The 26776-nt window shown below is 70.2% G+C and carries 17 protein-coding genes; 8 read left to right on the forward strand and 9 right to left on the reverse strand.

The window, feature by feature from the left end; genetic code table 11:
* Window positions 1-237 precede the first annotated feature (237 nt).
* Both ACZ5FU_RS31405 and ACZ5FU_RS31410 read right to left on the reverse strand, forming a co-directional pair.
* Window positions 238-2379, reverse strand: coding sequence for a SpoIIE family protein phosphatase (locus tag ACZ5FU_RS31405; protein WP_468645259.1), 2142 nt, complete (start codon window positions 2377-2379; stop codon window positions 238-240).
* A 589-nt stretch (window positions 2380-2968) separates the two neighbouring features.
* Window positions 2969-5968, reverse strand: a complete 3000-nt coding sequence (locus ACZ5FU_RS31410; protein WP_469047553.1) for a DEAD/DEAH box helicase — start codon at window positions 5966-5968, stop codon at window positions 2969-2971.
* Window positions 5969-6092: 124 nt separating this feature from the next.
* Between ACZ5FU_RS31410 and ACZ5FU_RS31415 the strand changes: the two genes are divergently transcribed.
* Window positions 6093-8714, forward strand: a complete 2622-nt coding sequence (locus ACZ5FU_RS31415) for a DEAD/DEAH box helicase (protein WP_469047555.1) — start codon at window positions 6093-6095, stop codon at window positions 8712-8714.
* A 149-nt stretch (window positions 8715-8863) separates the two neighbouring features.
* Here ACZ5FU_RS31415 and ACZ5FU_RS31420 read toward each other — a convergent pair whose 3' ends face one another.
* The 4 genes from ACZ5FU_RS31420 to ACZ5FU_RS31435 form a co-directional block, all read right to left on the reverse strand.
* Complete coding sequence (locus ACZ5FU_RS31420) at window positions 8864-9421, reverse strand: hypothetical protein (RefSeq protein ID WP_469047556.1); 558 nt, start codon at window positions 9419-9421, stop codon at window positions 8864-8866.
* Between the two features lie 53 nt (window positions 9422-9474).
* The gene (locus ACZ5FU_RS31425) at window positions 9475-11787 is read right to left on the reverse strand and encodes a DUF6571 family protein (protein ID WP_469047558.1); all 2313 of its coding nucleotides are present in this window, start codon (window positions 11785-11787) and stop codon (window positions 9475-9477) included.
* Between the two features lie 22 nt (window positions 11788-11809).
* On the reverse strand, window positions 11810-12319 hold the full coding sequence (locus ACZ5FU_RS31430; protein ID WP_469047559.1) for a hypothetical protein: 510 nt from the start codon (window positions 12317-12319) through the stop codon (window positions 11810-11812).
* Between the two features lie 562 nt (window positions 12320-12881).
* Window positions 12882-13304, reverse strand: a complete 423-nt coding sequence (locus ACZ5FU_RS31435) for a secondary thiamine-phosphate synthase enzyme YjbQ (RefSeq protein WP_469047561.1) — start codon at window positions 13302-13304, stop codon at window positions 12882-12884.
* A gap of 242 nt (window positions 13305-13546) precedes the next feature.
* On the opposite strand from ACZ5FU_RS31435, the gene ACZ5FU_RS31440 reads away from it, so the two are divergent.
* On the forward strand, window positions 13547-14632 hold the full coding sequence (locus ACZ5FU_RS31440; protein ID WP_469047562.1) for an NAD(P)-binding domain-containing protein: 1086 nt from the start codon (window positions 13547-13549) through the stop codon (window positions 14630-14632).
* Between the two features lie 60 nt (window positions 14633-14692).
* Here ACZ5FU_RS31440 and mltG read toward each other — a convergent pair whose 3' ends face one another.
* Together mltG and ACZ5FU_RS31450 are read right to left on the reverse strand one after the other, a co-directional pair.
* The gene (gene mltG, locus ACZ5FU_RS31445; RefSeq protein WP_468837371.1) at window positions 14693-15556 is read right to left on the reverse strand and encodes an endolytic transglycosylase MltG; all 864 of its coding nucleotides are present in this window, start codon (window positions 15554-15556) and stop codon (window positions 14693-14695) included.
* A gap of 69 nt (window positions 15557-15625) precedes the next feature.
* Window positions 15626-17437 (reverse strand): ABC transporter ATP-binding protein, encoded by a 1812-nt coding sequence (locus tag ACZ5FU_RS31450; RefSeq protein WP_451779904.1) that lies wholly within the window; start codon window positions 17435-17437, stop codon window positions 15626-15628.
* A 99-nt stretch (window positions 17438-17536) separates the two neighbouring features.
* Between ACZ5FU_RS31450 and ACZ5FU_RS31455 the strand changes: the two genes are divergently transcribed.
* The 5 genes from ACZ5FU_RS31455 (at window position 17537) to ACZ5FU_RS31475 (ending at window position 23258) form a co-directional block, all read left to right on the forward strand.
* Window positions 17537-17986, forward strand: coding sequence for a MarR family winged helix-turn-helix transcriptional regulator (locus ACZ5FU_RS31455; protein WP_451527579.1), 450 nt, complete (start codon window positions 17537-17539; stop codon window positions 17984-17986).
* A 338-nt stretch (window positions 17987-18324) separates the two neighbouring features.
* Window positions 18325-20145, forward strand: a complete 1821-nt coding sequence (locus ACZ5FU_RS31460) for an ABC transporter transmembrane domain-containing protein (RefSeq protein WP_468837368.1) — start codon at window positions 18325-18327, stop codon at window positions 20143-20145.
* Window positions 20142-21968 (forward strand): ABC transporter ATP-binding protein, encoded by a 1827-nt coding sequence (locus ACZ5FU_RS31465; protein ID WP_451527581.1) that lies wholly within the window; start codon window positions 20142-20144, stop codon window positions 21966-21968. The genes ACZ5FU_RS31460 and ACZ5FU_RS31465 overlap by 4 nt, the downstream gene beginning before the upstream one ends.
* 477 nt (window positions 21969-22445) lie before the next feature.
* The gene (locus ACZ5FU_RS31470; protein WP_451779900.1) at window positions 22446-22916 is read left to right on the forward strand and encodes a DUF5709 domain-containing protein; all 471 of its coding nucleotides are present in this window, start codon (window positions 22446-22448) and stop codon (window positions 22914-22916) included.
* An 87-nt stretch (window positions 22917-23003) separates the two neighbouring features.
* On the forward strand, window positions 23004-23258 hold the full coding sequence (locus tag ACZ5FU_RS31475; protein ID WP_451527583.1) for a type B 50S ribosomal protein L31: 255 nt from the start codon (window positions 23004-23006) through the stop codon (window positions 23256-23258).
* A 26-nt stretch (window positions 23259-23284) separates the two neighbouring features.
* Here the strand turns inward: ACZ5FU_RS31475 and ACZ5FU_RS31480 are convergent, their stop codons facing one another.
* On the reverse strand, window positions 23285-24079 hold the full coding sequence (locus ACZ5FU_RS31480) for a metal-dependent hydrolase (protein ID WP_451527584.1): 795 nt from the start codon (window positions 24077-24079) through the stop codon (window positions 23285-23287).
* Window positions 24080-24224: 145 nt separating this feature from the next.
* Between ACZ5FU_RS31480 and ACZ5FU_RS31485 the strand changes: the two genes are divergently transcribed.
* Entirely contained in the window at window positions 24225-26738 is a 2514-nt protein-coding gene (locus ACZ5FU_RS31485; RefSeq protein WP_468645271.1) for a DEAD/DEAH box helicase, read from the forward strand.
* Window positions 26739-26776 lie beyond the last annotated feature (38 nt).

Below are 26776 nucleotides of genomic sequence, written 5' to 3' on the forward strand. Positions count from 1 at the left end.
GGATGATCGCCGCCGGCCCCGTGTCTCCTCGGCGCCCCTCACCATCGAGATCACGATCCACCACTGGAGTACCAGGAGCACCGTGCGCATTACGGGGCCGGCCGACGCGCATCCCGGCCGGACCGGCACCGCGCTCCGGTTCGCCGGTACACCGGCGGCTTCGGCACCGCGGCCGCACACCGTGCCGAACGGATGAAGCGGTTCGCGGAGCACGCGGCGTCGCGGCCCGTGGTCGCGTCACCTCGCGACGGCCGCCCAGACCACCTTGCCGTTCTCCGTCCACCGCACCCCCCACCGGGCGGTGAGCCTGTGCACGATGCGCAGGCCACGACCGCCCTCGTCGAGGAGACCACCCGGTCCCAGCCGCGGTCTGCCGTTCCCGGTGTCGCCCACCTCGCACAGCAGTCCGTGGCCGGCCCTGATCAGCCGTACCGTGACCGGACCGGTGGCGTGACGCACCGCGTTCGTGACGAGCTCGCTGACCAGCAGTGACATGGTGTCGCGGGTGCCGTCCCTGATGTGCCACTGCCGCAGCAGCGCGGCGACCCGCGCGCGGGCGCGGGCGGGCGCGTCGTCACGGGCGGGCAGCCGCCAGGTCGCGGTGTCCCCCTTGCGGTGGCCGATCGTGCGGGCGAGCAGCAGGGTCACGTCGTCGCGCTGGCGCACGGGCGCCAGCACGGAGACGACGCGCCGCGCGGCCTGCTGCAGGGAGTCCCAGGGGTGCACCGTGGACACCGTCTCCGCCAGTCTGCCGATGCCCTCGTCGATCGACATGGCCGGGTCCTCCACCAGGCCGTCGGTGTACAGGGCGAGCAGGGAGCCCGGGGGTGCGTCGAAGGTGTGGAGGTCGAACGGCTCCCGCAGCGCGAACTCGGCTCCGAGACCGGGATGGGGGCGCACCGCGAGCAGGTCGGCCCGCCCGTCCGGCGAGACCAGGACCGGCGGGAGGTGACCGGCGCTGGACAGCGTCATCCGGTGGCCGACCGGGTCGTAGAGGACGATGCAGCAGGTCGACCCGAGGGCGCTGTAACCGGCCGTCAGCCCGGCCTCGGCGTCGTCCAGCAGCGTCACGGTCTCGTCCAGGTGTTCCAGCACCTCGTCGGGCGCCAGACCCGCGGAGAGCAGCGCGCGGGCCTCCATGCTCAGCTGCCCCATGGTCGCCGCGGCTCCCAGACCGTGCCCGACGACGTCACCGACCACCAGCGCGGTACGGCCGTCCGGCAGGGGGAAGCTGTTCACCCAGTCGCCGCCGACGCCGGCGCTGTCGGGGGTGGCGGGCTGGTAGACGCTGGCGACCGCGATGGTGTCGCCGCCGGTCCGGGGCAGCAGCCGCCGCTGCAACGCCAGGACCTGCGTGTGCTCGCGCTGGTGCCGGCGGGCCAGGTCGACGTGATGGGCGGTCCTGGCCACCAGTTCCTGCAGGTCCAGCAACTCGCTGTCGCGAAAGGGGCGGTCCGTCCGCCGCCAGATCTCCGCCACGCCCAGCACGACGGGCGGTGTGCCGTCCAGCACCAGCGGGACGCACGCCACACCCGCCGACCGGTCGCCGGGCACCAGGGCGCGCACCAGCCGCGGACTGCCCAGCACCCGCTCGACCGTCTCCCGGTCGGGTATGACGATCGTCTGCGGCGCGTCGTCCCGTTGTACCGCCTGCGCCAGCAGGCGACTCGCGTCACCGGGCAGGTCGTCACCCGGCGTCGCGTAGCCGTCGGGCCACGCGCGGTCCGGCACGAGGGCCGCCCGCCGGAGCCGGATGCGCCCCTGCGCCTGCCCGGCGACCCCCTCGCCCGTCCACACCGCGAAGTCCAGGTCGACGGCGGCCACCTCGCCCCAGGCCAGCAGTGACTCCGCCAGCGACTGCGCGGTCTCGCCGATGTCCAGCGACGTGCCGATCGCGGTCTCGGCGGCGTACAGGTGCAGTCTCCTGGCCATGGCGATCAGGGAGACGGTCAGGCCCTCCTCGGGCGCCGCGGCGGGCAGGATGCTCAGGGAGACCACCAGCTCCGATCCGTCGCCGCGCCGCAGGCGCTGGATCCGGGCGACGTGTGCCTCACCCGTCTCCAGGACCTGCCGCAACCGTCGTGTGACCGTCGGTACGTCCCCGGAGGGCAGGAGCTCCACGAAGAGACTTCCGGCCTCGGCCTCCAGGCCCGCGAACACGGGGGCGTCCAGGTTGCAGCGGGTGATCCTCAGATCCCGGTCCAGGTTGACCGCGCCGAGGATCTGGTCCTGCCGGCCGGTTTCCGGGTCGTCGGGCACGCGACGGCGGACGGTACGGTCGTCCTGCCCGCCGGCCGCCGCTCCGCCGCCCGGGATGTAGCGTCCCAGGGCGCTGCTCACCAGCTCGAAGGGCGACGACGGAGACGGTGTGGAGTCCATGTGGCCCTCTCGACAATCCCCGGCACGGCGCCGGGGCCGTACCCGGACCCGTGCGACGGGTCCCCGAGATCCCTGACCGCACACCTCATTGAATAACACCGGGGGTCGCTTCGCCCACACCAGCCGATCGCGCGGTGGACACGGACCGTGAGGAGACACCGCGGCCGCGCGGACCGCGGGACCGTCGTCCGGCTCGACCCCGCGCTCTGGGAGGAGCACCTCTGCGCCGTCGTCGGCCGGGACCTCGCCCCCGACGAACGCACGGCCTTCTCCGGGGAGTCGCCGGAAAGGATCTGCCCGACCCCACGCAGGCCTGAGGATGGGACGGAGATCCGGCGGCCACGCCCAGGACGATCTCGCTCAGGCCAGGAAGCTCAGTCGAACCTGACGGTCGGCATTGTCTTTATTGGTGTCCGCCAACCTCCGTCAAGACAACCCGCAGCATAGCCAGTGGTCACCAGGCCCTGTCCTGGTGAGCGGCTCAGCACGCGGGAACCGGTAGGCGCCGACGGGTGCTCGACCTGTTGTGGATCAGCCCGAATCGCATGTCCGCCGCGCCTCACGCCGTCCCGTGATCACACACGAGCAATCACCACTTGTGAGAGGGCGGAACGAGGGCGCTCAGCACAAGCGCTGCGGCGAGTATCTGCGGCGGCTTCGTCGACATCGACTGCTGCTGGTCGAGCAGCGCGAGACGCTTCCGGAGCCGTACATCGAGCCCGGCAGCCTTGCGGTGGAGGCTCGCGGAGGACTCCTTGGGCTTCTCGCCCCTCCGTTCCTTCTCGGAGGCCGCCGCAGCGTCGAGGAGCAGCCGCTCCTTCTCTGAGGTCAGGCGCTTGGTCACCAGTTCACGGGTCCTGACCAACTCCGCCAGGCGACGGGGCTGGACCTCGGCCAGATACGCGGGAAGCCGGTTGGCGATGATCCAGCTGGTCGCCTTGGCCTCGGCATCCGCGAGCCAGGGAAGACCGCGCGCGATGTCGGCCGACGCACCGTCGGTCGCATCGGCGCAGTCAAGGTAGGGCGCGGGGCCGGCTGGCCGCACCGTGCCGCGGCTGTCGACGTAGACATAGCCGAACCGTCGGGCCACCGACGCACCGGTGGCATCCGCGACCTCTTCGACCACCCCGACGAGGAGGTGCGGTTCTTCGATGGTGGCCGAGACGAGGACGGTGCCCCGGTTGAGGGCTCCCTCGAAGGTCCGGGTGGTCTCGGCCATGACGGCGTCGTGCAGCGGGTGGCCGGGGACGAGCAGGTCGACGCGGGCGCGGACGTCGGGCCGGACGCGGCCGAGGTCGAAGGTGACGTGATCGTAGCTGGTGGCGATGGGCCCGTTGCCTGCCGAGCGGACGCGCTGCGGCACGTGGGCTATCTCATGGCGCCCCTGGCCGCGCGCGACGATCCGGCCGCCGAGCCGGGCGAAGGCGTCCTTGAAGGCCGATGCGATGTCGTGCGGCTGAAGACGTCGGGCGCGGGCTTCGTCCATCGCGGCACGCAGGGTGCGGAGATCGGCGTCCGAGAAGTGCTCCACTGCGAGCGCACGCTCGTCCAGGAGGCCTGCGAGGCCGTCTCCGACGGTGCTGTCGATGACCTCGTACATCCGATTCCTGACAGCCGACTGCTCACCGTACTGGATGGCATCGAGGAGCAGGTCCCGCAGCGGGGTCTCGGCGAACGCCTGCCCCAGGACGTCGAAGACCTTCCCGCCGTACGTCTCGCGCATCTGGTCGAGCTTCTCCAGCAGGCGCGTGAAGACCTCACCCTCGCGGGTGTTGGAGGCGACGAGGTTCCAGAGCCGGCAGACCTCCTCCTGGCCGATGCGGTGGATGCGCCCGAAGCGCTGCTCGATGCGGTTGGGATTCCAGGGCAGGTCGTAGTTGACCATCAGGTGTGCGGCCTGCAGGTTGAGTCCCTCGCCGGCGGCGTCGGTGGCCAGCAAAATCCGTACATCATGGTTCGTGGTGAACTCCTCGGTGATCTGCCGCCGCTCCGCCCTACGTACGCCGCCGTGTATGGCCCTAACGGCACCGGGCTCGCCCAGCAGAGACCCGATCTTGGCCTGCAGGTAGCGGAGGGTGTCGCGGTGCTCGGTGAAGATGATGAGTTTCCGAGACCAGCCGTTGGCGTCCGTCACCAGCGCGTGGTCCCGTAGGAGGGCGGACAGCTCGGTCCACTTGCGGTCCGTACCTGCCTCCCGGACCCGCTGCGCCGTCTTCACCAACGTCCTCAGCTCGATGAGCTCGACGTCGAGTTCCTCGACCGTCTGCGCCGCCGTCGCGGCATCGAGCAGTTCCTCCTCCAGCTCTTCGATCTCTTCGGCATTCAGCTCGTCAGTGTCGAAGTCGCTGAGATCGATGGCGTCCATGCTCTCGCGAGATGTCCCGTCGAGGATTTCCTGCCTCTTGCGCTCCAGGCGCTCGGTACGCCGCACGAGGCTCATGTAGATCGCCTCCGGGCTGGAGGCCAGGCGTCGCTGCAGAACGGTGAGTGCGAAACCGACCGTGTTCCTGCGCTTGCCACCGATGCGGCCGGCGCGGTTCATCCCCTCACGGACATAGTGGGTGACGTCCTCGTACAGGTCGTACTCGAGTGCCGTGAGCTCGTAGGGGACGGTCTCCGCGATGCGCTCGGGGAAGAGCTTCCTGCCTTCGAAGGTGAGCAGGTCTTCCTTGATCATGCGCCGCATGATCCCGCTGACGTCGGTGCTCCTCCTCTGTCTGCCCTCGAACCGGTCACGGTCCAGCAAGGTGAGGAAGAGCTGGAAATCCTCCTCCTTCCCCGAGTGCGGGGTCGCCGTCATCAGGAGCAGGTGACGAGTGATCTCACCTAGGACCTCGCCGAGCTGGAACCGCTTGGTCTTCTCCACTTTGCCACCGAAGTAGTGGGCACCCATGCGGTGCGCCTCGTCGACGACGATCAGGTCCCACTCCGTCTCTTGGAGCTGGGCCTTCAGGTGCTCGCTACGGGAGAGCTGATCCATGCGGGCGATCAGCAGCGGGTGGGTCTCGAAGACGTTGACATGAGGCTGGGAGTCGATGAGCTGGTTCGTGAGCAGGTCGAAACGGAGGCCGAACTTGAAGAAGAGCTCGTCCTGCCACTGATCGACCAGGCCTCCCGGAGCCACGATGAGGCACTGCTTGATGTCATCGCGCAGCACAAGTTCCTTGATGTAGAGACCAGCCATGATCGTCTTTCCTGCGCCCGGATCGTCGGCGAGCAGGAAGCGCAACGGTGTACGGGACATGAGCTCGCCGTACACGGCACGGATCTGGTGCGGGAGCGGCTGAACGTCGCTGGTCGCCACGGCGAGCATCGGGTCGAACAGGCCGGCCAGCGAGATCCGCTGGGCCTCCGCGGCCAGTCTGAAGTCGCCGGCGGGCGCATCGAAGGCGCGGCTGCCACTGTGAGCGACGCTCAGCCTGTCCTCGTCCTTGCGGAAGACGACCCGCTGGTCGAGGCCGCCTCCGGCGGTCTTGTAGGTCAGCTCGACCGCGTTCGCACCGTGCCACTGGGCGGCGATGACCGTGACTGCCTCCGCCGGCATGAGACCGCTGATCCGCAGTCCCGGCTTGAGCTCCTCGAGCAGCACGTCCACAACCTCCCGCTTGGCGGCCGGCGAACGCTACTCGGACGTTCCGGCGGTTCCCTGATCCCGTCGACTTCGTCAACCGGGGTCGCTAATCTTCCCAGAGGTCGTGCGAGTGGCGGGGGCAATGGAGCGAGAAGCACGTCAGCACCTGCGTGGTGTGGTGGAGGAGATCAGCGGGTGGCGCAAGCTCGCGGTACAGATCGTCGAGCAGCGTGGGCCGGTCGAGGCAGCAGCGGAGGACGCCGCCAGGCGGCTCCTCGGGCGCGTGACGTCACTCGGGACTGGGAGCAGCACCGCATGGCGCGCACTGCAGCTCACGCCGTCCGATGCCGACCTGGTGACCTCCCTGGCCCGCCGCCGGGCTCTTCCGGAACTCAGTGCCCCTGTCCAGCTGGGCATCCACCAGTTGACCGGGGACGCCGACCGGGCGCTGACGGCCGTCCGGGCTCTGTTCGGTGCCCGCCGGATGTTCTCAGGCAAGAGCCGCAAGAACGAAGCGGGGCAGGCTGCGGCCTACCTGATGTCGCTTCACGAGCAGGTTGCGAGCACCTGGCTCGTCACCGAGCTGGAAAACCTGGCGGCTCGGGACAGAAGTGCCTTCCCTCTGGTCGGACTCCCGGCCGTCCTCGATGACACGGTCGGCTTCAGCCACCGCCTCGGCGCCCGAGCCGAACTCGTCGAACGGCATGAACTGGACACCGCCAGGACCGCGCTCGCCGCGATGGACCGGGCTCTGCACCGCGAGAGCGAGTTCAGAACGGCAGTCAACGCCGCCGGCAATGCCGTCCGGCAGGCCGAGGTGCGCAAGCTGCTCGCCGAAATGCCCGTCGAGCGACTCAAAGACGCAACCAGCGGCCAGCTGCGCATCAACGCGCTGATCGATGCCGGGATCGGGAACCTGCAGCAGGTCCTCGACCAGAGATCACGGATTCGATCGCTTCCCGGAGTCGGTGAGACGACGGGCAACCGGATGCTCGGCGCCGCGCGGACCATCTGGCAGACCACGCTGGACGAGATGCCGGTCCGTATCGACATCAAGAACCGGTCCCAGGCCACCACGAAGCTCCTCATGGCGCTGCGGGCGTGGGACGCGGCACGCTCGATCCGCGGCGCGACAGCGGACCTCGCCGCCGCCGACGCGGTACGACCGCTCCTCCAGGGTCTCGATCCCCGGACCTCCCACGTCGTTCTTGTCCCCCAGGCGCGGACCGTCGCCGAGTTGCGTGCCGCGCTGGCGGCTGTCGAGCGCCGTGGGGCGTTGCTCGACGGTGGGGCTGACGTCGCAGGCGATGATCCGTGGGAGGACTTCAGCGCCCGGCCGGCCGATTACTACGCGATGCTCGCGGAGCTCGGATTCCTGGCGGACGACGCCGAGAAGAGCCAAGGGGACCTACCGGCCGAAATCGTCGCCGCGATCAGGGAACTCAAGCTCGACACCAGCCATCTCAAGGCGTCCCTCCGCGGCTACCAGTCATTCGGCGCACGCTTCGCGATCGTGCAGCGGAAAGTCATCATCGGTGACGAGATGGGCCTGGGGAAAACGGTCGAATCACTCGCCGTGCTCACCCACTTGCACGCCAAGGGCTCCTCCCGTTTCTTGGTGGTGTGTCCCGCCGCCGTTGTGACCAACTGGGTGCGCGAAGTCCGGACGAAGTCCGACCTGCGCGCGTACCGCCTGCACGGGCCGGGTCGCGACGACGCGCTGAAGTCCTGGGTCCGCAACGGCGGAGTCGCGGTCACCACCTACGACACCCTCGGCTGGTTGGAGGGGCGGATACCCGAACACGCCGCACCCGCATGCCTGGTGTTCGACGAAGCGCACTACATCAAGAATCCGGATGCCCGACGCACCCGGCGCTCCACGGCCCTCATTCACACATCGGAGCGAGCAGTCCTCCTGACCGGCACCCCGCTGGAGAACCGGATCGAGGAATTCCGCAATCTCGTCGGCTACCTCCGGCCGGACCTGTCGATCAGTGCCTCGGAGCTCGCTCCTCGCCAGTTCCGGAAGCAGGTGGCCCCGGCTTACCTGCGGCGCAACCAGGAAGACGTCCTCACCGAACTTCCGGAGCGGGTCGAGGTCGACGAGTGGATGCCGATGTCCAGGGCCGACGAACAGCGCTACCGAGCGGCTGTCGTCGAAGGCAACTTCGCGGCCATGCGCCAGGCCGCTCTGCTCGCCGGCGTCAAATCCGAGAAAGTGCAGCGCCTCATCGACATCGTCCAGGAGGCGGAGGACAACGAGCGCAAGGTACTGGTCTTCTCGTACTTCCGTAATGTCCTCGACGAAGTGGCGTCGGTCCTCCCGGGGAAGGTCTTCGGGCCCCTGACCGGTTCCGTACCTGCCGCGAAGCGACAGAGCATAGTCGACGAGTTCTCCCGGGCCCCCCACGGGGCCGTCCTCGTCGCCCAGATCGTGGCGGGCGGAGTCGGTCTGAACATCCAGGCGGCATCGGTCGTCGTCATCTGCGAACCCCAGCTGAAGCCGACGACCGAATGGCAGGCAATCGGCCGCTCCCACAGGATGGGGCAGCTGGAGTCGGTACAGGTACACCGCCTGCTCTCCGAAGAAGGCGTCGACCAACGCATCATCGAGATACTGGCGCGTAAGCATCAACTCTTCGCGGATTTCGCCCGCGTCTCCGAAACCGCCGGCAGCGCCCCGGAAGCGTTCGACATCACGGACGCTGAACTGGCGCGGGAAATCGTGGCGGCCGAGCGCGAACGCCTGCTCACTGGCGGCTGACGGACGTGAGACACGGAGCCGGCCACGGTCGGCCGAAACTCGATGGAGGCACCCTGACGATCACTGCTCTCGCACCTGTGCCGTTATCGGACCGGCTCTCCTGAGCACAGGCGATCCAGGCGATCCCTGAACTTGCCACCGCTTGTCCCTCATGACGCTTGTCTGTCACACGCATCCGACTTCTCGACCGTCTCGGTGAAGGAGACGATCAGACGCTTCATGGCGTCGGCGTCCTTGTGGTCGGAACCGTAGGCCTGGATTCCGGTGTAGAGCTCTTCCCCGTACTTCTCGTCGACGCAGTCTTCCGTCTTGCCGAACGCCTGCCAGTCGGAATAGACATACCGCCCCGCGTCCGCGGTCTTCTCCACCCGCTCGAGGGTCTGGCTGCGGAGGAAGTACGCCGTGTCATGGCCGTCCCGCCACCATTTCTGGACCGTTCTGACGGCGAGCTTTCCGTCCACGGACACATCGCACCAGGTCGACGCGGGGTTGACGACGGGCTTGACGGAGAGCTTCTTCCCCGGCGGGAGGAACGGAGTGAGCTCCTTGGCATCGACGCGTATGCCGCAGAGGGCGCCCGGCACGGAGTAGTCCCTGGTCTCCTCGTCGGCGCCGCATCCCGTGGCCGTGAGGGCCAGGACGACGAGAAGGACGGCGACGAAGGCAGGGCCGGAACGTGGTCCGGGAACCGGTCGACGGCGGGTCATGGTGGTACCTCTCGGGGAACTGCTCGGAATCTGGATGGGGTTCGGCGACTCTGTCAGGACGTTGTCCGGCTGCCCGGGGTACGGCCGTCGACGATCGACTGGGCGTTGTAGAAGCCCTGTTCGCCGCTGCCCCGGGCCCAGGCCTCGGCGTCGGCGGGGTCGACCATGCCGTACTCTTCCGCGGCCAGCCGGGCCGCCTGGCCCGAGCGGTTGCCGTCGTTCTCCATGCTCTTCTGCCAGAGCGCGCCCCGCGCGTCCTCGGAATCCTCCAGTTCCGTGCTCTTGAAGTCCTGGAACATGGATTCGAGGACGGTGCCGGTGACAGTGGTGGTGGCTCCACCCGCGAGGGCTCCGACCCAGGGTGTGGCGACGAAGGAGGTTCCCACGCCGACCGCCGTACCGAGACCACCGGAGACGCCGCTCTTGACCAGGTCCATCGAATCCTTGTAGGCCTCGTCCCTCTCCTTCCCAGCAGCCGCCAGTTCCTCTTGGCGGCCCAGGGCGAGGATGCCGGAGACCTCCCCCGACTTCTGCGCGATCTGCCGCACGACGCCTTCCGTGTCGTCGTCCACGACCCGGCCGGCAGGCAGATCGGGGTTGAGGTGGTACTCCATCAGCTGGCTCATGTACGCCTTCTGGCCCACCTCCACCGCCGCGTAGCCGTCCGGGCTCTGGCCCACGGTGAAGAGGAGCTTGGTCACGTCCCGCGGATCGAGTACGGCCTCTTCCCCGTACATCGGGTACATCTTCTGCGTCCGCTCCCACGACGTCGAGTCGGGGTCGGTCCGATCCGCGCCGCTGATGGACCGGTTGATGTCCGGGAGGTACTCCGAGGTGATCTGCCCCACGCTGTCGAGCATGTGCCCGTGCTTGAGCAGACGCTCCTCCGGGTCCTCACCGATGGACGACACCAGGCGTTCCATGAGCTTGGTCTGCTCTGCGTTGTGGTGCGGCGTGTCCGGCGTCGGCTGCTCACCGGCCGGGTGACCCGTGGTGGCGGCCTCGAGGGCCATCGCCAGGTTGTTCCGTCCCGCGATGCTCTCCTCGTGTTCGGAGTCGAAGTCGGCGGGCCAGTCGCGCTCCTCGAAGAGGTAGTCGAAGTTGGTCAGTGACTTCTTGACCTCCTTGTCGTCCTTCTTCTCGGTGAAGTCGTGGTCCTCGTCCTTGGTGAGGAAGGTGTCGTTGAAGAAGGACGTCGCGGCGTCCGGGTTGTTGGCGAGGGCCTTGAGGTAACCCGTCATCGGGTCCCAGCCGGTGTCCGTGCCCGTGTGGTTGAGCGTCGCGTCGGGTCCCAGACGCTGCCAGGCACCGTGCCGCCCGTTGCCCGTGAACTTCTTCTCCGTGTCCATGAGCTTGTCGCCGTAACTGTTCAGGAACCGGTCGTCGTAGTCGCCCCAGCGCATCAGGTTGCTCATCACCTGTCCGCCCAGGGGGAAGCCCCCGCCGCGGCCCACCGGCTGGTCGACCAGGGCCACCATGTTGCCCTTCCAGGAGGTCATCGCGGCGCTGTCGCTCTGGGTGGCGTTGGCGAGCGTGAGGCTCAGGTTCTTCTGGAGCTCGTCGAACTGCTCCCGGCGGTCACGGCGCAGGTCCCATCCCGTGTTCGGGTCGGTGAGGCCGGTCCAGAAGTCCAGTGTCTTCCGCGGTCCGAGCGTGGTGGCGAAGCGTTCGGCGAACAGCGGGTCGGCGGAGTACTTCCTCAGCCCCGCGTTGAGCCGGTCGAACTCGGCGGTGGAGAGCTTCTCCGGGTCCTTCTTGGCGAGTGCTGCCAGGTCGTCGGCGGTCTTGAGCGCCTCGGCGGCTGCGTCCCGATCCTGGTAACTGGCTTCTCCGAAACCGTGGTTGGTCTGGTCGGCCAGCGCCTTGAGGACGTTGCTCGCCGAGTTGTCGCTCTCAGTGGCCTTGCCGAGGATGCCCTGGATCTCGTCGCGCAGGGCGTTGACGTCGCCCTGGGTGTGGGAGGGCGGGGTGTGGCCTTCCGCCGCGCGGTCCGGGTGGACGTTCATGGTGACGGTGAACCCGCCGTCACCGGTTTCCCTCACGGTGAGATTCTTCTTCAGGCCGCGGTCGATGGCGTCCTTCAACTGGGTGTGGTACTCCCTCAGCTCCCCGGCGGTGTCCTTGAGGATGCCGTGGATGGACTTGGCCTGGGTGTGGGCGTCCTTGATCTCGCCCGCCGTCTTGCCGATGAACTCCTTGGTGACCTGCGAGTTCTCACCGGCCCAGTTCGCCTTGTTGGCCGCCTGGTGCAGGCCTTTCTCGGCGTCCTCGGCAAGGCTTTGGAGAGAGCGGACGATGACCGACCAGTCCTCAACGGCGTCGTCGAGCAGTTTGAGGTTGGCGTGGCGCAGAGTGTCGAGATCCATGAGTGGGGCCCCCGTTGTGCGGTTACTTCTTATCGCCGTAGATCGGGTTCTTGTCCCCGGCCTCTCCGAACCGCTCGTCGAAACCGGCGTCGAGGACAGCGATGCTGCTCATCTGCCGCAGGATGTAGGCCTCGTCACCGTTGTGGATCTTCTTGGTGACCTGCATGTGGTTGGAGATGTGCGCGCAGGCGTCGAGGACGGTGTTCAGCTGCGTGGACCAGCGGTTCGACAGGTGCTGGAGCCCGGAGCCGAGCGCGAATCCCTGTGCGGTCAGGTCGCTCGCCGCCTTGTCGACGCTCGTGTTGTCCAGTCGAGCCTGATCCCAGAGCCGGTCGTAGAGCGTGTGCGCGTGGCTGCCGATCTTGGAGAGGTCCTGCTGGTTGACGTTGAGGTCACCCGTGCTGCCGGGCGTCGTCGGGACCGGACCCGGGCCGGAGTCACCGGGGTACTGGTTGAGCTGCATACGCGTCGCGCCACCCTGCTGGCGCTCCAGCGCTTCAGTCTTCAGTTGGTCCCACTCGTCCCACGCCACTGACCTGCTCCTTACCCCCGACGGCCATCGCCGACAGACCGCTGAACGGCCCCGACTCCGCTAGCGTAGTCATTCGTCCTGACGTTCGGGATTGCTACACCGAGTCTCCCCCAGACTCTCCACAGGACGTGGCCTGGGCAGCACGCGTTCTGTCACTGGAGCCGGAGCCGGAGCCGGAGCCGTCAGAGGGTCTTCTCACCTCACCGGCAAGCCTTCTCGTCCGGCTGACCCAGGCGACTGCCGTTGCGCGACCCTGACGGTTCGTTCACTTCGGGAAGGCTGACGCAGCAGAGCCCAGGAGAGGTTTTGTGGGCGCTCGGCGTGCTGGTGCCCGTCCTCGCCCGCACCCACCGCGCGCCGGCCGCTCGGGGGCTCGCCGAGGTGGACCCAACGCCCGCCGAGGAGCTGCTTCTGGCCCGCCTGTGGAAACACGAGCCCGGCTCACAGGCGGAACTGGCGGAGGCACTGTGGAGCGAGGCGTCCACCGTGGCCATCACCGATCCGGACGGCGTCACGTTTGGCGCGGCCGGAAGCCGCTCCTGCAGTGACGTCAGACGCGGCGCTATCCGAGGAACGACAACCGCACCGTACGGTCGTGATTCGAGACGTTCGTGTCCACGAGACACACCGACTGCCAGGTGCCCAGCTGCAGGGCACCGTCCACCACCGGCAGGGTGGCGTGGGGCGGCACGAAGGCCGGCAGGACGTGGTCGCGGCCGTGGCCGGGGCTGCCGTGGCGGTGCTGCCAGCGGTCGTCGGCGGGCAGGAGGGTGTGCAGGGCGGCGAGGAGGTCGTCGTCGCTGCCGGCACCGGTCTCGATGATCGCGATGCCGGCCGTGGCGTGCGGGACGAAGACGTTCAGGAGACCGTCGCGGCCGGCCGCCGCCTCCCGCAGGAAGGCCTCGCAGTCTCGGGTCAGGTCGACGACCCTCTCCTGCGCGCCGGAGACGATGTGCAGTACCCGGGTGGTGAATGTGTCTGACATGACTCCATCCTGACCTGTCACCGACTTCGTACACCGGATTCCACGGGCCGGCGCCCGCCCGGCCCACGGCCCGGGGGTCCGGTCCGTGGCCCAGGGCGCCCGGCCCACGGCTCACGGCCCGGAGCGTCCGGTCGGTGGGATGCCCGTCGATCGTGCGAGGACCGCGTCAGGATCACGCCGGTGCGCGGAGGCGCCGACGCGTCCACGGGAAGATCCACGACCTCAGCACTGTTGGTTCAAATGTGAACAACATGCGTGAGGTCGAGGTGGTCGTCATAGGCGCCGGGCAGGCCGGGCTGGCCGCTGCCCATCACCTGCGGCGCACCGGTTTCGAGCCGGAGCGCGACTTCGTGGTGCTGGACCGCTCCCCCGGGCCGGGCGGCGCCTGGCAGTTCCGGTGGCCCTCGCTGACGTACGGCAGGGTGCACGGGATGCACGCGCTGCCCGGCAGGGCGCTGACGGGCGCGGACCCGGCGCGGCCTTCCTCCGAGGTGATCACCGAGTACTTCACGGAGTACGAGCGCGCCTTCGACCTGCGGGTGCGGCGGCCGGTCGAGGTGTCCGCGGTGCGCGAGGGGACGAAGGGGCGGCTGCTCGTGGAGAGCACCGCCGGTACGTGGGCGACGAAGGCACTGATCAATGCCACCGGCACCTGGGACCGGCCCTTCTGGCCTCGCTACCCCGGGCAGGAGACCTTCCTGGGCCGGCAGCTGCACACCGCGCGCTATCCGGGGCCCGAGGCGTTCGCCGGGCTGCGGGTGGTCGTGGTGGGCGGCGGCGCCTCGGGGACCCAGCACCTGCTGGAGCTCGCCCCGTACGCGGCCGCCACCACCTGGGTGACGCGACGTCCGCCGGTCTTCCGCGAAGGCCCCTTCGACGAGGAGGCGGGCCGTGCGGCGGTCGCCCTCGTGGAGCAGCGGGTGCGGCAGGGGCTGCCGCCGAAGAGCGTCGTCTCCGTGACCGGGCTGCCGCTGAACGACGCGATCCGGAAGGGGCTGGCGGACGGGGTCCTCGACCGGCTGCCGATGTTCGACCGGATCACCCCGGACGGCGTGGAGTGGAGGGACGGGCGGCGGGTGCCCGCCGACGTCATCCTGTGGGCGACCGGCTTCCGGCCCGCCGTGGACCACCTGGCACCACTGCGGCTGCGCGAGCCGGGTGGCGGAATCCGCCTCGAGGGCACACGCGCGGCCGCCGACCCCCGAGTGCACCTCGTCGGCTACGGCCCTTCCGCGAGCACCGTCGGCGCCAACCGGGCGGGGCGCGCCGCCGTGCGGGACATCGGGCGGCTGCTCGCCGGACGGGCCGGTGAGCCGGCCGCCGCCTGACGGACTTCCGCCTGACGGACTTCCGTCGGACGAGCTTCCGCCGGACGGGCTTCCGCCGGATCAGCGGGCCTTCGACGGATGCGCGCTCGCCGGGGTCCGGGTGCTCTGCCGGACCCTGTTGAACTCCGCGACGTTGCGCTGGTGCTCCTCGTAGCCGGCGGTGAAGCGCGTGTCACCCGGCTTGACGGTGACGAAGTACAGCCAGTCACCCGGCGTCGGGGCGATCGCGGCGCGCATGGCCTCCTCGCCGGGGTTGCCGATCGGTGTCGGGGGCAGTCCCATGCGCTCGTAGGAGTTGTAGGGGCTGTCGATGCGGGTGTCCGCCGTACTCGTCCTGAGCGGGGAGCGGTCGAGCGCGTAGTTGATGGTGGAGTCCATCTGCAACGGCATGCCACGCTCCAGACGGTTGAAGACGACCCGGGCCACCTTGCCCATGTCCGCCTCGGTGGCGGCCTCCGCCTGGACGATGCTGGCCACGGTGACGGCCTGGTAGACGTTCATGGCGTTGCGCTGGGCCCCGGCGGCGACGGGGGCGCCGTTGAACCTCCTGTTCGCGGTGTCGACCATCCGGGCCAGCAGCGCCTGCGGCGTCGATTCCTTCTCCAGCGGGTACGTCGCCGGGAAGAGGTAGCCCTCCGGATTGCCCTCGGCGTCGGCCGGCAGTTTCAGGCCGGCCTTCGGCAGCGATTTCCTGGTGGTGCCGGGCGGCAGGGCGAGGGCCTTGTCGACGGCCTCGTAGACCTGGCTCGCGCGTAGGCCCTCCGGGATCACCAGCGTCGTCGGCTTCTTCTCCCCGGAGCCGTCCATGGTCAGCAGCGGCACGGCCACAGCGGTGCCGGCCGCGACGGCTCCGATCGCGATGAGGGCGAGACGGCCCCGTCGCGTCAGTCGGATCGCGCTCCGTGGCGGAGTGTTCATCTGCATGCGGGCACGGTAACCCGCATACCGTCACAATCCCGGCATGACCTGGCCTCTCACCATCTCGTCATCTCGTCATCTCGTCGGCTCCAGACGGGCGTCCCGGCGCACCAGCTCGGCGTACCGCCCGTCGCGCTCCAGCAGTTCCTCGTGCGTACCCCGTTCGGCCAGCCGGCCGGAGTCCAGGACCACGATCTGGTCGGCGCCGCGAACGGTCGACAGCCGGTGGGCGATGGTGAGCGTGGTGCGGTTGGCCGAGAGCGCGTCGATGGCCTCCTGGACGGCGTGCTCGGTCCGGGTGTCCAGGGCACTGGTCGCCTCGTCGAGGATCAGCACCGGCGGGTCGCGCAGGATGGTGCGGGCGATGGCCAGGCGCTGCTTCTCCCCACCGGAGAAACGGTGGCCGCGCTCGCCCACGACCGTGTCGTACCCGTCGGGCAGTGCGGCGATGTGGTCGTGGATCTGGGCCGCCCGCGCCGCGGCGTGCAGTTCCTCGTCGGTGGCGTCCGGCTTGGCGAAGCGCAGGTTGTCCGCGATCGAGGAGTGGAAGAGGTACGTCTCCTGCGAGACGACGCCGACCGCGCGCGCGAGCGTGTCGAAGTCGAGGTCGCGCACGTCGACCCCGTCGATGGTGACCCGGCCGCCGGTCACGTCGTACAGACGGGGCACCAGGTAGCCCAGCGTGGACTTGCCCGCGCCGGTCGGCCCGACGACGGCGAGGCTGCTGCCGGCCGGGACGCTCACGTCGATGCCGTCGAGGACGGGGGCGACCGTGTCGTCGTCGCCGTCGTAGCGGAACTCCACGCGCTCGAAGCGGACCTCGCCCTTGACGTGGTCGAGATGGACCGGGTCCGCCCGCTCGGTGATGTCGACGGGCAGGTCGAGGTACTCGAAGATGCGCTGGAAGAGCGCGAGGGAGGTCTGTATCTGCACGCCGGTCGACAGGAGGCTGACGGCCGGACGGAACAGTCCCTGCTGGAGCGAGACGAAGGCGACGATCGTGCCCAGGGAGGCGCCGGGACCGCCGAGTTCCATCGTCAGGCCCGCGGTCCAGTAGATGACGGCCGGCATGGCCGACATGACGATCCCGATGACGGCCATGCGCCAGCGGCCGGCCATGCTCGACCTCACCTCGAGGTCGACGAGGCGCTCGGACTCGTCGGCGAAGGAGCGGGTGAGGGAGCCGGCGCGGCCCATGGTGCGGCCGAGCAGGATGCCGCTGACCGAGAGGGATTCGGTGACCGTGGCGGCCATCCCGGCCATCTGTTTCTGTCGCTGGGTGGTGATCTTCCGCCGTTCGTTCCCGACGCGGCGGCTGATCCACACGAACACCGGCAGCAGGAGCAGCGAGACGACGGTGAGACGCCAGTCGAGGGCGACCATCGCGACGATCGTGGCGACGACGCTGGTGAAATTGGAGACCAGGGAGGTGGCGGTGGAGGTGACGGTCGCCTGCATGCCGCCGATGTCGTTGGCGATGCGGGACTGGACCTCGCCGGTACGCGTGCGCGTGAAGAACGCGAGCGACATGCTCTGGAGGCGGCCGTAGACGGCGGTGCGCAGGTCGTGCATGACGCGCTGGCCGACCGTCGTGGAGATCAGCGTCTGGAGGACGCCGAAGACTCCGGCGAGGACGGCGCTGAGGATCATGCCGAGGGCGAGCAGGCTCAGCAGGCCGGTGCGCCCCTCGGGGATGGCGACGTCGAGAGCCTCCTTGAGCAGGAAGGGCGTGGCCACCGAGACGAGCGAGGAGGCGGCGACGAGCAGGCCGACGACCGCGAGTCGCCCGCGGTAGGGACGGAAGAGTCTCAGGATGCGGCGTACCTGCCGGGGATGTTCCCCGGCGTCGCCGGACGGGCTCCAGGAATCTGGCGTGTCGGGGTGCATGGGCTCCTACGGGGGGTGAGGTGAGACGAGTGAGGCACAGAGAGCATAGCTCATTGTTACCTATGCTCACAATGAACGGCGTCCTGATATTGTTCCCGCATGACCACCTCCGATCCCGACGGCGCGCTCGCCGAGCAGCTGCTGCGGTTCACCCGTCGGGTGCACCGCATCCAGAAGCACCACCTGGAGCTGTCGGAGCTGGGCATCACGCCCGCCCAGTCCCGCCTGTTGCGCACCCTCTCCCATTTCAGCGCACCGCCGCGGATGGCGGACCTCGCCGAGTACCTGGAGGTCGTGCCGCGGGCGGTGACCACGCTGGTCGACGGACTGGAGACGAACGGCAAGGTCCGCCGGGTGCCGGACCCGGCCAACCGCCGGGTGATCCGGATCGAGCTGACCGACGCGGGCCGCACCACCCTGCGCGAACTGCACCGGGCACGCCGGTCGGCGGCGCGGGAGATCCTGGCACCCCTGACGGACGTGGAGCGGGCGGTTCTCGGGGAGCTGCTGGACACGTTGATCGGCGGGACGACGGCTCCTCACTGCTGAGGAGTTCACGCATCGCGCGAGGGAAGGCGACGGCCGCCGCTCCGGGAGACCGGAGCGGCGGCCGTCGCCTTGCGTGACGAGTTCCTGAAGACCGGCCGGTCGGTCGGCCTGCCGGTCGGCCGACAAGTCGACAGGTGGGCAGGTGAGCAGGCCGACGGGTCGACCACGGGTGGCGGGTTCCCGAGGGACGGTGTTCGTCCCCGGTGGCAGCCGGAACCGTGCGGTGCCGCGGAAAACCGGTTGATTCCGACCACCTTGCGCGGCGAACCTTTCACGGTTTGCTGTCGCCGCTCGTCGCGGTCTCCTCCCCCATCCCTGACACGAGCCACTGGGACGTCATGAAGATCCGAGACCTTCCGTATCCAGACCCGGGTGTGCCCGACGCCCGCTCGGGGCCCCGCTTCCTGTGGTGGCTCGGACGCAATCAGCTGGGCGGCCAGCTCACCTCCCTGGCCTGGGGCCTGCTGCACTTCACGGCCGTCTCGGCGCAGCCGTTCTGCGTCGGGTTCGCCATCGAGGCGGTCGTCGACCGCTCCGGTTCCCGGCTGGCCCTCGCCGGTGGGCTGATGGCCCTGTTCGGCGTCGCCACCGCGCTCGGGGACACCTTCCTGCACCGCGCCGCCGTCACCAACTGGATCACCGCGGCCGCCCGTGTCCAGCAGCTCCTCGCCCGCAAGGCCTCGCATCTGGGCTCCGCGCTCAGCCGGCGGGTCGCGGCCGGGGAAGTCGTCGCCGTCTCCACCGGCGACGTCGAGAAGATCGGCTGGTTCGTCGAGGCCGTCTCCCGCTTCACGGCCGCCGCCCTCACGGTCGTGTTCGTCTGCGTCGCCCTGGTGGTCCACCAGCCGGCCCTCGGCGTCGTCGTCGCCGTGGGCCTGCCCGTCGTCGCCTTCGCCGCCCTGCCCCTGCTGCCCCGCGCGACCCGTCGGGCCGACTTCCAGCGGGAGAAGGCCGGACGCGCCACCGAACTCGCCTCCGACACCGTGGCGGGCCTGCGGGTACTGCGGGGCATCGGCGGCGAGGAACTCTTCCTCGACCGCTACCGCCGCGCCTCCCAGGAGGTCCGTCACGCGGCCGTGCGCAGCGCCCGCATGTGGTCGCTGATCAGCGCCATCCAGGTCCTGCTGCCGGGCCTGCTGCTGATCGTGGTCGTGTTCCACGGCGTCCACCTGGCCCGCGAGGGCCGGATCTCCGTCGGTGAACTCGTCACCGTCTACAGCTCCGTCATGGTCCTGGCTTATCCCCTCAGACACTTCGAGGAGATCGCGATGGCCTACTCCTTCTCCCGGCCGTCGGCGAAACGTGCCGCCCGCGTCCTGTCGATGGAGCGGGTCACGGACTCGGGCGGATCACGCCCCGCGGACCTGCCCTCCGGCGACCTGTACGACCCGGCCACCGGGCTCCTCGCCCCGGCCGCACTGCTCACCGCCGTGGTGTGCGGCGACCCGGACGCCGCCGGACGGCTGGCCGAACGGCTCGGCGGACACCCTTCCGAGAACGGCCCCTCCGTACTGCTCGGCGGGGTCCCGCTGGACGAGCTGCCGCTGGCCGGCGCGCGTACGGCCGTCCTCGTCCAGGACAAGGACCCGGTGCTGCTGTCGGGCTCCCTGCACGACCTGCTCGACGTGCCCGCCTCGGGCTCGGTCGGCGCGGCCGCGGCGCTGGCGGCCGCCCAGTGCGGGGACGTCCTCGACGCCCTCGTCCAGGGCTCGCTGGACGTGGACGACCCGATGGACGCCCACATCACCGAGCGGGGACGTTCCCTGTCGGGGGGCCAGCGCCAGCGGCTGGCACTGGCCCGGTCGCTGCTCACCGACCCCGAGGTCCTCGTCCTGGACGAGCCCACCTCCGCCGTCGACTCGCACACCGAGGCACGGATCGCCGAGGGGCTGCGGGAGATCAGGACGGGGCGCACCACGGTCGTGTTCACCTCGTCCCCGCTGCTGCTGGACCGGGCCGACCGTGTGGTCCTCGTCCACGAAGGCCTGGCCGTCGCCGCCGGTGCGCACCGCGAGCTGCTGCACACCGAGCCGCGGTACCGCGCGGTGGTCACCCGCGAGACCGAAGAGGAGAGCGCGCCGAACGGTGCGCCGGACGAAGTGCGCGGACTGCGCGGACTGCACGCCGCGCAACGGCACGAGATCGAGGAGTCCGCATGATCGGCGTGGCACCACCCGCCCACGACCCGGCGGCACCGACGACAGCCGCCACGCTGCCCGTCGGCGCCCCCGCGACCGTGCGCGCCTACGTGGCCGAACTGCTGCGCCGGCACCGGCGTGCGTTCGGGATCCTCCTGGCCGTCAACACGGTCGCCACCGTCGCCTCGATGGTGGGCCCGTGGCTGCTGGGCGACGTCGTGGAGCGGCTGTCGGAAGGAACGCGCGAACTCCACCTGGGACTCACGGCCACGTTGTTCACCCTCGCGCTCGTCGTCCAGGCCGTCTTCGTGCGACAGGTGAGGCTGCGCGGCGCGATGCTCGGCGAGCGCATGCTGGCCGACCTGCGCGAGGACTTCCTCGTCCGGTCGGTACGGCTGCCGCCGGGCGTGCTGGAGCGGGCCGGCACGGGCGACCTGCTGTCGCGCATCACCACCGACATCGACCGGCTGGCCAACGCCATGCGCGAGGCCGTGCCGCAACTGACGATCGGCGTGATGTGGGCGGCGCTGCTGCTCGGCGGACTCGTCGTCACCGCTCCGCCGCTGGCACCGGCCGTGCTGGTCGCGGTTCCCCTGCTGGTGGCCGGCTGCCGCTGGTACTTCCGACGGGCCCCGGCCGGCTACCGCGCGGAGGCCGCCGGTTACGCCTCCGTCGCCGCCGCCCTCGCCGAGACCGTGGACGCCGGCCGCACCGTCGAGGCCCACCGCCTGGGCGACCGGCGCGTCGGGCTGTCGGAACTGCGGATCAAGCAGTGGACGGCCTGGGAGGACTACACGCTGTGGCTGCGGTCGGTCCTCTTCCCGGTCATCAACCTCGTGCACGTCACCGTCCTGGGTTCGGTCCTCGTGCTCGGCGGCGTGTTCGTCCTGCAGGGCTGGATCGAGGTCGGTCAGCTGACCACGGGCGCGCTGCTCGCCCAGATGCTCGTCGACCCGGTGAACCTGATCCTGCGCTGGTACGACGAGCTGCAGGTCGCGCAGGTGTCGCTGGCCCGGCTCGTCGGGGTGCGCGACATCGAGCCGGACGCCGGTGACGCCGGACTGGAACCGGACGGGCGGGACGTGCTCGCCGACCGGGTCCGCTTCGGCTACCGCGAGGGGGTCGACGTGCTGCGCCAGGTGTCCCTGGAGGTCGCGCCCGGCACCCGGCTGGCCCTCGTCGGCCCCTCCGGCGCGGGCAAGTCCACGCTGGGCCGGCTCCTGGCGGGCATCTACGCGCCCGGGGACGGCCGGGTCGCCCTCGGCGGCGCGGAACTGTCCCGGATGACCGCCGAACGCGTCCGCTCGCACGTGGCGCTCGTCAACCAGGAGCACCACGTCTTCGTCGGCTCGCTGCGCGACAACCTCCGGCTGGCCCTGCCCCACCCCCGTCCCGAGGAGGACGGCCCGGAGCCGGCCGACGCCCGGCCGGCGGAGGAGGCCGCGCTGTGGACGGCGCTCACCGCGGTCGACGCGGACGGCTGGGCACGCGCCCTGCCCGACGGCCTGGACACGGAGGTCGGCTCGGGCGGACACGCGCTCACCCCGGCGCAGGCCCAGCAGATCGCGCTGGCCCGTCTGGTCCTCGCCGACCCGCACACGCTGGTCCTCGACGAGGCGACCTCGCTGCTCGACCCCCGTGCCGCCCGTCACCTGGAGCGCTCCCTCTCCCGCGTCCTGGACGGCCGCACCGTGGTCGCCATCGCCCACCGTCTCCACACCGCGCACGACGCGGACGTCATCGCCGTCGTGGAGGACGGCCGCATCAGCGAGCTGGGCAGCCACGCCGAGCTGGTCGCCGCGGACGGGGCCTACGCGGCCCTGTGGCGGTCCTGGCACGGCTGAGAAGGCGGACCGGGGACCCGGGCGGACAGGAGGAACCGGTGTCACCGGCCCGCAACCGGACGGGCGGGCGACACCGGCCCGTCCGGGACTCCCGGCCCGTCCAGGACGGACACGGCGGCCGGACCGCCGTGAGACGGGTGGCCGCCCCACAGGGCCGGCTCCCGGCCGGACGAGCGGGAGGCGGGCACCGGGGCTGCTACGCGGCGTGAGGCCCGTGGGGTCCCCGTCGGCGGGCCGCCGAAGCCGCCGCACCGGCCGCACCGGGGGACGGCCCCCCGCCCGCGTCCGAGCGCGGCGGCCCGGCTCTGGCGTTGCGCACTCCCGAAGGGGGGTGGAACGCTGGAGAGCGGAACCCCTCCCGGCAGGCAGCCGCGCCGGCCGCTCCGGCGCGCACCGCCACCGGCCGGTGTCCCGTGCCACGGCCGCCCACCGCCGACCCCGCGGTGAGGACGAGCCCGTCACCCCCTGGAGGTACCCGTGAACAGCGCCGACGGATGGGGGGACGACGTCTACCAGCCCGACGCCTCCGAGATCCAGGACGACGCCGGACTTCTCGACGCGGAGGACACCCTGGAGAACGACGGCGTCGAAGACCCCCTGGACCGGGGATGGTCGCCTCCTGAGCGGCCCTGGGCCGTGGAGCACTCCGGCGTGACGGCCGCGGAGCGCCGGCAGGGCGAGACCCTGGACCAGCGGCTCTCGGAAGAACTGCCCGACCTCGTCGCACCCGACGGCGACGGCCTCGGCGACTGCGACGGCACCGACGGGGAACTCCTGGACAACGAGGTCGGCGCCACCCGCTCCGGCCGGCTCGTCGCACCGGACGAGGGGGCCCACGAGGACGAGGAGAGCGCTCTGGTCGCCACCGACGTCGGTATCGACGGCGCCGCCTCCTCCGCGGAGGAGGCGGCGATGCACATCGTCGACGAGGACTCCCTGCCCGGCTGACCGGCGCCGGTACTCCGGCCCGGCCGCCGCGGCCCGTCCGGGCGGGCCGGCCCCACACCCGTCGCACGCACTGTCCGAGGAGCACGCATGCAGCAGGACAAGCACCCCGACTACCACGCGGTCGTCTTCCGCGACCGTGCCGCCGGCTACGCCTTCCTGACCCGGTCCACCGCGGCCAGCGACCAGACGATCGAATGGGACGACGGGGAGACCTACCCCGTGGTGGACGTCGAGATCTCCTCGGAGAGCCATCCCTTCCACACCGGCAAGGCCCGCACCGTGGACACGGAAGGCCGTATCGCCCGCTTCGAGCGGCGCTACGGGGAAGGCACGCCGACCTGAGCCGGGCCCGCCGGCCCCGGCACGACTCAGATGTAGTTGAGCGCGGCCGCGCCGCCCACCCCTCCGAGCAGCATGAACACGGGCATCAGGACCTTCAGCTCGACCCAGCTCCCGGCGCGGAACCGCATCGCCTTGGGCGGACCGATCGGATACCAGCGCTTGCGCCCGATCGGGATGGGCCACAGCACGGGACAGCCCGAGACGGTGAGCGCGTCCCCGATGTCGTGGACCAGGGCGCCGAGCACGATCGGCAGTCCGAGCCAGAGATACTCCTGGCCCGGGTCCGTGAACAGCCAGTCCGACCCGTTGCCCGGCTTGTCGAGAATCCCGGCGATGATCCACGCGCTCGTCGCCGCCAGCAGCCACACCAGCACATCGCTGCTGGAACCCCGCGTCGCCCGCCACAGCAGGCCCTCGATCGCCAGGACCATGTGGACGAAGAGCAGCGCCAGAACCGCCCAGCGTCCGCCGGTGACCGCCAGCGCCGAGGAGCCCGCGCCGATCATCACCGCCCACAGCCAGGTGTGCGTCAGGGTGCGGTGTCCGCCGGAGCGGCGCGGGTCGCCCTGCTTGCGCGTGCCCTTGTAGACGGCGTAGGAGAGCTTGTCCACGATCTCGCACAGCCAGCGCGAGACGGGGCCGAAGGCCCGGGAGATCGTCGCGGCCTTGTGGTCGAGGTCCGGGGCCAGGGCCGCGCCGGCGCAGATCAGCGCACCGGCGAGCAGCACCGGCCACGGCATCGAGTGACCGGCCGCGGCTGCCGCCGCGCCGACGCCGAGCCAGGCCGCGGCGCCCGACAGTGAGTGTGCTGGTCCCATCATGGCCGTTGCCCGCCCCATTCCTCGTGCGCCGCTGTCCAGTTGACCGGGTGCGATCACACTCCGTCGGCGACACAGCGTAGCTGCCGTGATCTTCGGCCTCGCATCCGATTCCCCCGTTGCGCACCGGGGCAGGCAAGATGGGGGCGTGACCCTCATCGATCAGCTGCCGCCGACCGCAGATCCCGACGCCCTGTACGAAGCCTTCGAGTCCTGGGCCCAGGAGCGCGGTCTGACGCTCTACCCCCACCAGGAGGAGGCGCTGATCGAGGCGGTCTCCGGGGCGAACGTGATCGTGTCGACGCCGACCGGCTCCGGCAAGAGCATGATCGCGGCCGGTGCGCACTTCGCGGCTCTCGCCCGTGACGAGGTCACCTTCTACACCGCTCCGATCAAGGCGCTGGTGTCGGAGAAGTTCTTCGAACTGTGCAAGATCTTCGGCACCGAGAACGTCGGCATGCTCACCGGTGACGCGTCCGTCAACGCCGACGCCCCGGTCATCTGCTGCACCGCCGAGGTGCTCGCGTCGATCGCACTGCGCGACGGCAGGCACGCGGACGTCGGCCAGGTCGTCATGGACGAGTTCCACTTCTACGCGGAGGGCGATCGCGGCTGGGCCTGGCAGATCCCGATCCTGGAACTGCCCCAGGCCCAGTTCATCCTCATGTCGGCCACGCTCGGCGACGTGTCCTTCTTCGAGAAGGACCTCGCCCGGCGCACCGGCCGGCCCACCACGGTGGTCCGCTCGGCCACCCGGCCCGTGCCGCTGTCCTACGAGTACCGCTTCACGCCGCTCACGGAGACCCTCACCGAGCTGCTGGAGACGAAGCAGGCTCCCGTGTACATCGTGCACTTCACGCAGGCGCAGGCCGTGGAGCGGGCGCAGGCGCTGATGAGCATCAACATGTGCTCGCGCGAGGAGAAGGAGCGGATCGCCGAGCTGATCGGGAACTTCCGTTTCACCACCAAGTTCGGCCGCAACCTCTCGCGTTACGTACGGCACGGCATCGGCGTGCACCACGCCGGCATGCTCCCCAAGTACCGCCGGCTCGTGGAGAAGCTCGCCCAGGCCGGTCTGCTGAAGGTGATCTGCGGGACGGACACCCTCGGCGTCGGCGTCAACGTGCCGATCCGCACCGTGCTGTTCACGGCGCTGACGAAGTACGACGGCAACCGTGTCCGCACGCTGCGGGCCCGTGAGTTCCACCAGATCGCGGGCCGGGCCGGGCGGGCCGGCTTCGACACGGCGGGCCTGGTGGTCGCGCAGGCGCCCGAGCACGTCGTCGAGAACGAGAAGGCGCTCGCGAAGGCCGGCGACGATCCGAAGAAGCGTCGCAAGGTGGTCCGCAAGAAGGCGCCCGAGGGCTTCGTCGGCTGGACCGAGAACACCTTCGAGAAGCTCATCGCCTCCGAGCCGGAGCCGCTGGCCTCCCGCTTCCGGGTGACGCACACGATGCTCCTGTCGGTCATCGCGCGCCCCGGCAACGCCTTCGAGGCGATGCGGCACTTGCTCGAGGACAACCACGAGCCGCGCAAGCAGCAGCTGCGGCACATCCGCCGCGCCATCGCGATCTACCGTTCGCTGCTGGACGGCGGGATCGTGGAGAAGCTCGACGAGCCGGACGCCACGGGCCGCGTCGTCCGCCTGACGGTGGACCTCCAGCAGGACTTCGCGCTGAACCAGCCGCTGTCCACCTTCGCCCTGGCCGCGTTCGAGCTGCTGGACCCGGAGTCGCCGTCGTACGCGCTCGACATGGTCTCCGTCGTGGAGTCGACGCTGGACGACCCGCGGCAGATCCTCGCGGCCCAGCAGAACAAGGCACGCGGCGAGGCGGTCGCCGCGATGAAGTCGGACGGCGTGGAGTACGAGGAGCGCATGGAGCGCCTCCAGGACGTCACGTACCCGAAGCCGCTGGCGGAGCTGCTGTTCCACGCCTACGACACGTACCGCAAGAGCCACCCGTGGGTGGGCGACCATCCGCTGTCGCCGAAGTCGGTGATCCGCGACATGTACGAGCGGGCGATGTCGTTCACCGAGCTGGTGTCGCACTACGAGCTGGCCCGTACCGAGGGCATCGTGCTGCGCTACCTGGCGAGCGCCTACAAGGCCCTCGATCACACGGTTCCGGACGACCTGAAGTCCGAGGACCTGCAGGACCTGATCGAGTGGCTCGGCGAGATGGTGCGGCAGGTCGACTCCAGCCTGCTGGACGAATGGGAGCAGCTGGCCAACCCGGAGGAGATGACCGCCGAGGAGGCCCAGGAGAAGGCCGACGAGGTCAAGCCCGTCACCGCCAACGCGCGGGCCTTCCGCGTCCTCGTCCGCAACGCCATGTTCCGCCGTGTCGAACTCGCCGCCCTCGACCATGTCGACGCGCTGGGCGAGATGGACGGTGAGTCCGGCTGGGACGCCGACGCGTGGGGCGAGGCGATGGACAAGTACTGGGACGAGTACGACGACCTCGGTACCGGGCCGGACGCCCGCGGTCCCAAGCTGCTGGTCATCAAGGAGGAGCCGCAGCACGGGCTGTGGCGCGTCCGGCAGATCTTCGACGATCCGAACGACGACCACGACTGGGGCATCGGCGCGGAGATCGACCTGGCGGCGTCGGACGCCGAAGGGCGTGCGGTGGTGCGCGTCACCGATGTCGGCCAGTTGTGAGCACAGGACGAGGCGGACGCCGCACAGGAGAAGCACAC

Source organism: Streptomyces sp. NPDC031554 (genome assembly GCF_055580685.1).

Excerpts from the sequence above, each read along its gene's own strand:
- ACZ5FU_RS31405 (WP_468645259.1), bottom strand. The coding sequence starts at position 2,379 with ATGGACTCCACACCGTCTCCGTCGTCGCCCTTCGAGCTGGTGAGCAGC.
- ACZ5FU_RS31415 (WP_469047555.1), top strand. The coding sequence starts at position 6,093 with ATGGAGCGAGAAGCACGTCAGCACCTGCGTGGTGTGGTGGAGGAGATC.
- ACZ5FU_RS31420 (WP_469047556.1), bottom strand. The coding sequence starts at position 9,421 with ATGACCCGCCGTCGACCGGTTCCCGGACCACGTTCCGGCCCTGCCTTC.
- ACZ5FU_RS31425 (WP_469047558.1), bottom strand. The coding sequence starts at position 11,787 with ATGGATCTCGACACTCTGCGCCACGCCAACCTCAAACTGCTCGACGAC.
- ACZ5FU_RS31435 (WP_469047561.1), bottom strand. The coding sequence starts at position 13,304 with ATGTCAGACACATTCACCACCCGGGTACTGCACATCGTCTCCGGCGCG.
- mltG (WP_468837371.1), bottom strand. The coding sequence starts at position 15,556 with ATGCAGATGAACACTCCGCCACGGAGCGCGATCCGACTGACGCGACGG.
- ACZ5FU_RS31450 (WP_451779904.1), bottom strand. The coding sequence starts at position 17,437 with ATGCACCCCGACACGCCAGATTCCTGGAGCCCGTCCGGCGACGCCGGG.
- ACZ5FU_RS31455 (WP_451527579.1), top strand. The coding sequence starts at position 17,537 with ATGACCACCTCCGATCCCGACGGCGCGCTCGCCGAGCAGCTGCTGCGG.
- ACZ5FU_RS31460 (WP_468837368.1), top strand. The coding sequence starts at position 18,325 with ATGAAGATCCGAGACCTTCCGTATCCAGACCCGGGTGTGCCCGACGCC.
- ACZ5FU_RS31465 (WP_451527581.1), top strand. The coding sequence starts at position 20,142 with ATGATCGGCGTGGCACCACCCGCCCACGACCCGGCGGCACCGACGACA.
- ACZ5FU_RS31475 (WP_451527583.1), top strand. The coding sequence starts at position 23,004 with ATGCAGCAGGACAAGCACCCCGACTACCACGCGGTCGTCTTCCGCGAC.
- ACZ5FU_RS31480 (WP_451527584.1), bottom strand. The coding sequence starts at position 24,079 with ATGATGGGACCAGCACACTCACTGTCGGGCGCCGCGGCCTGGCTCGGC.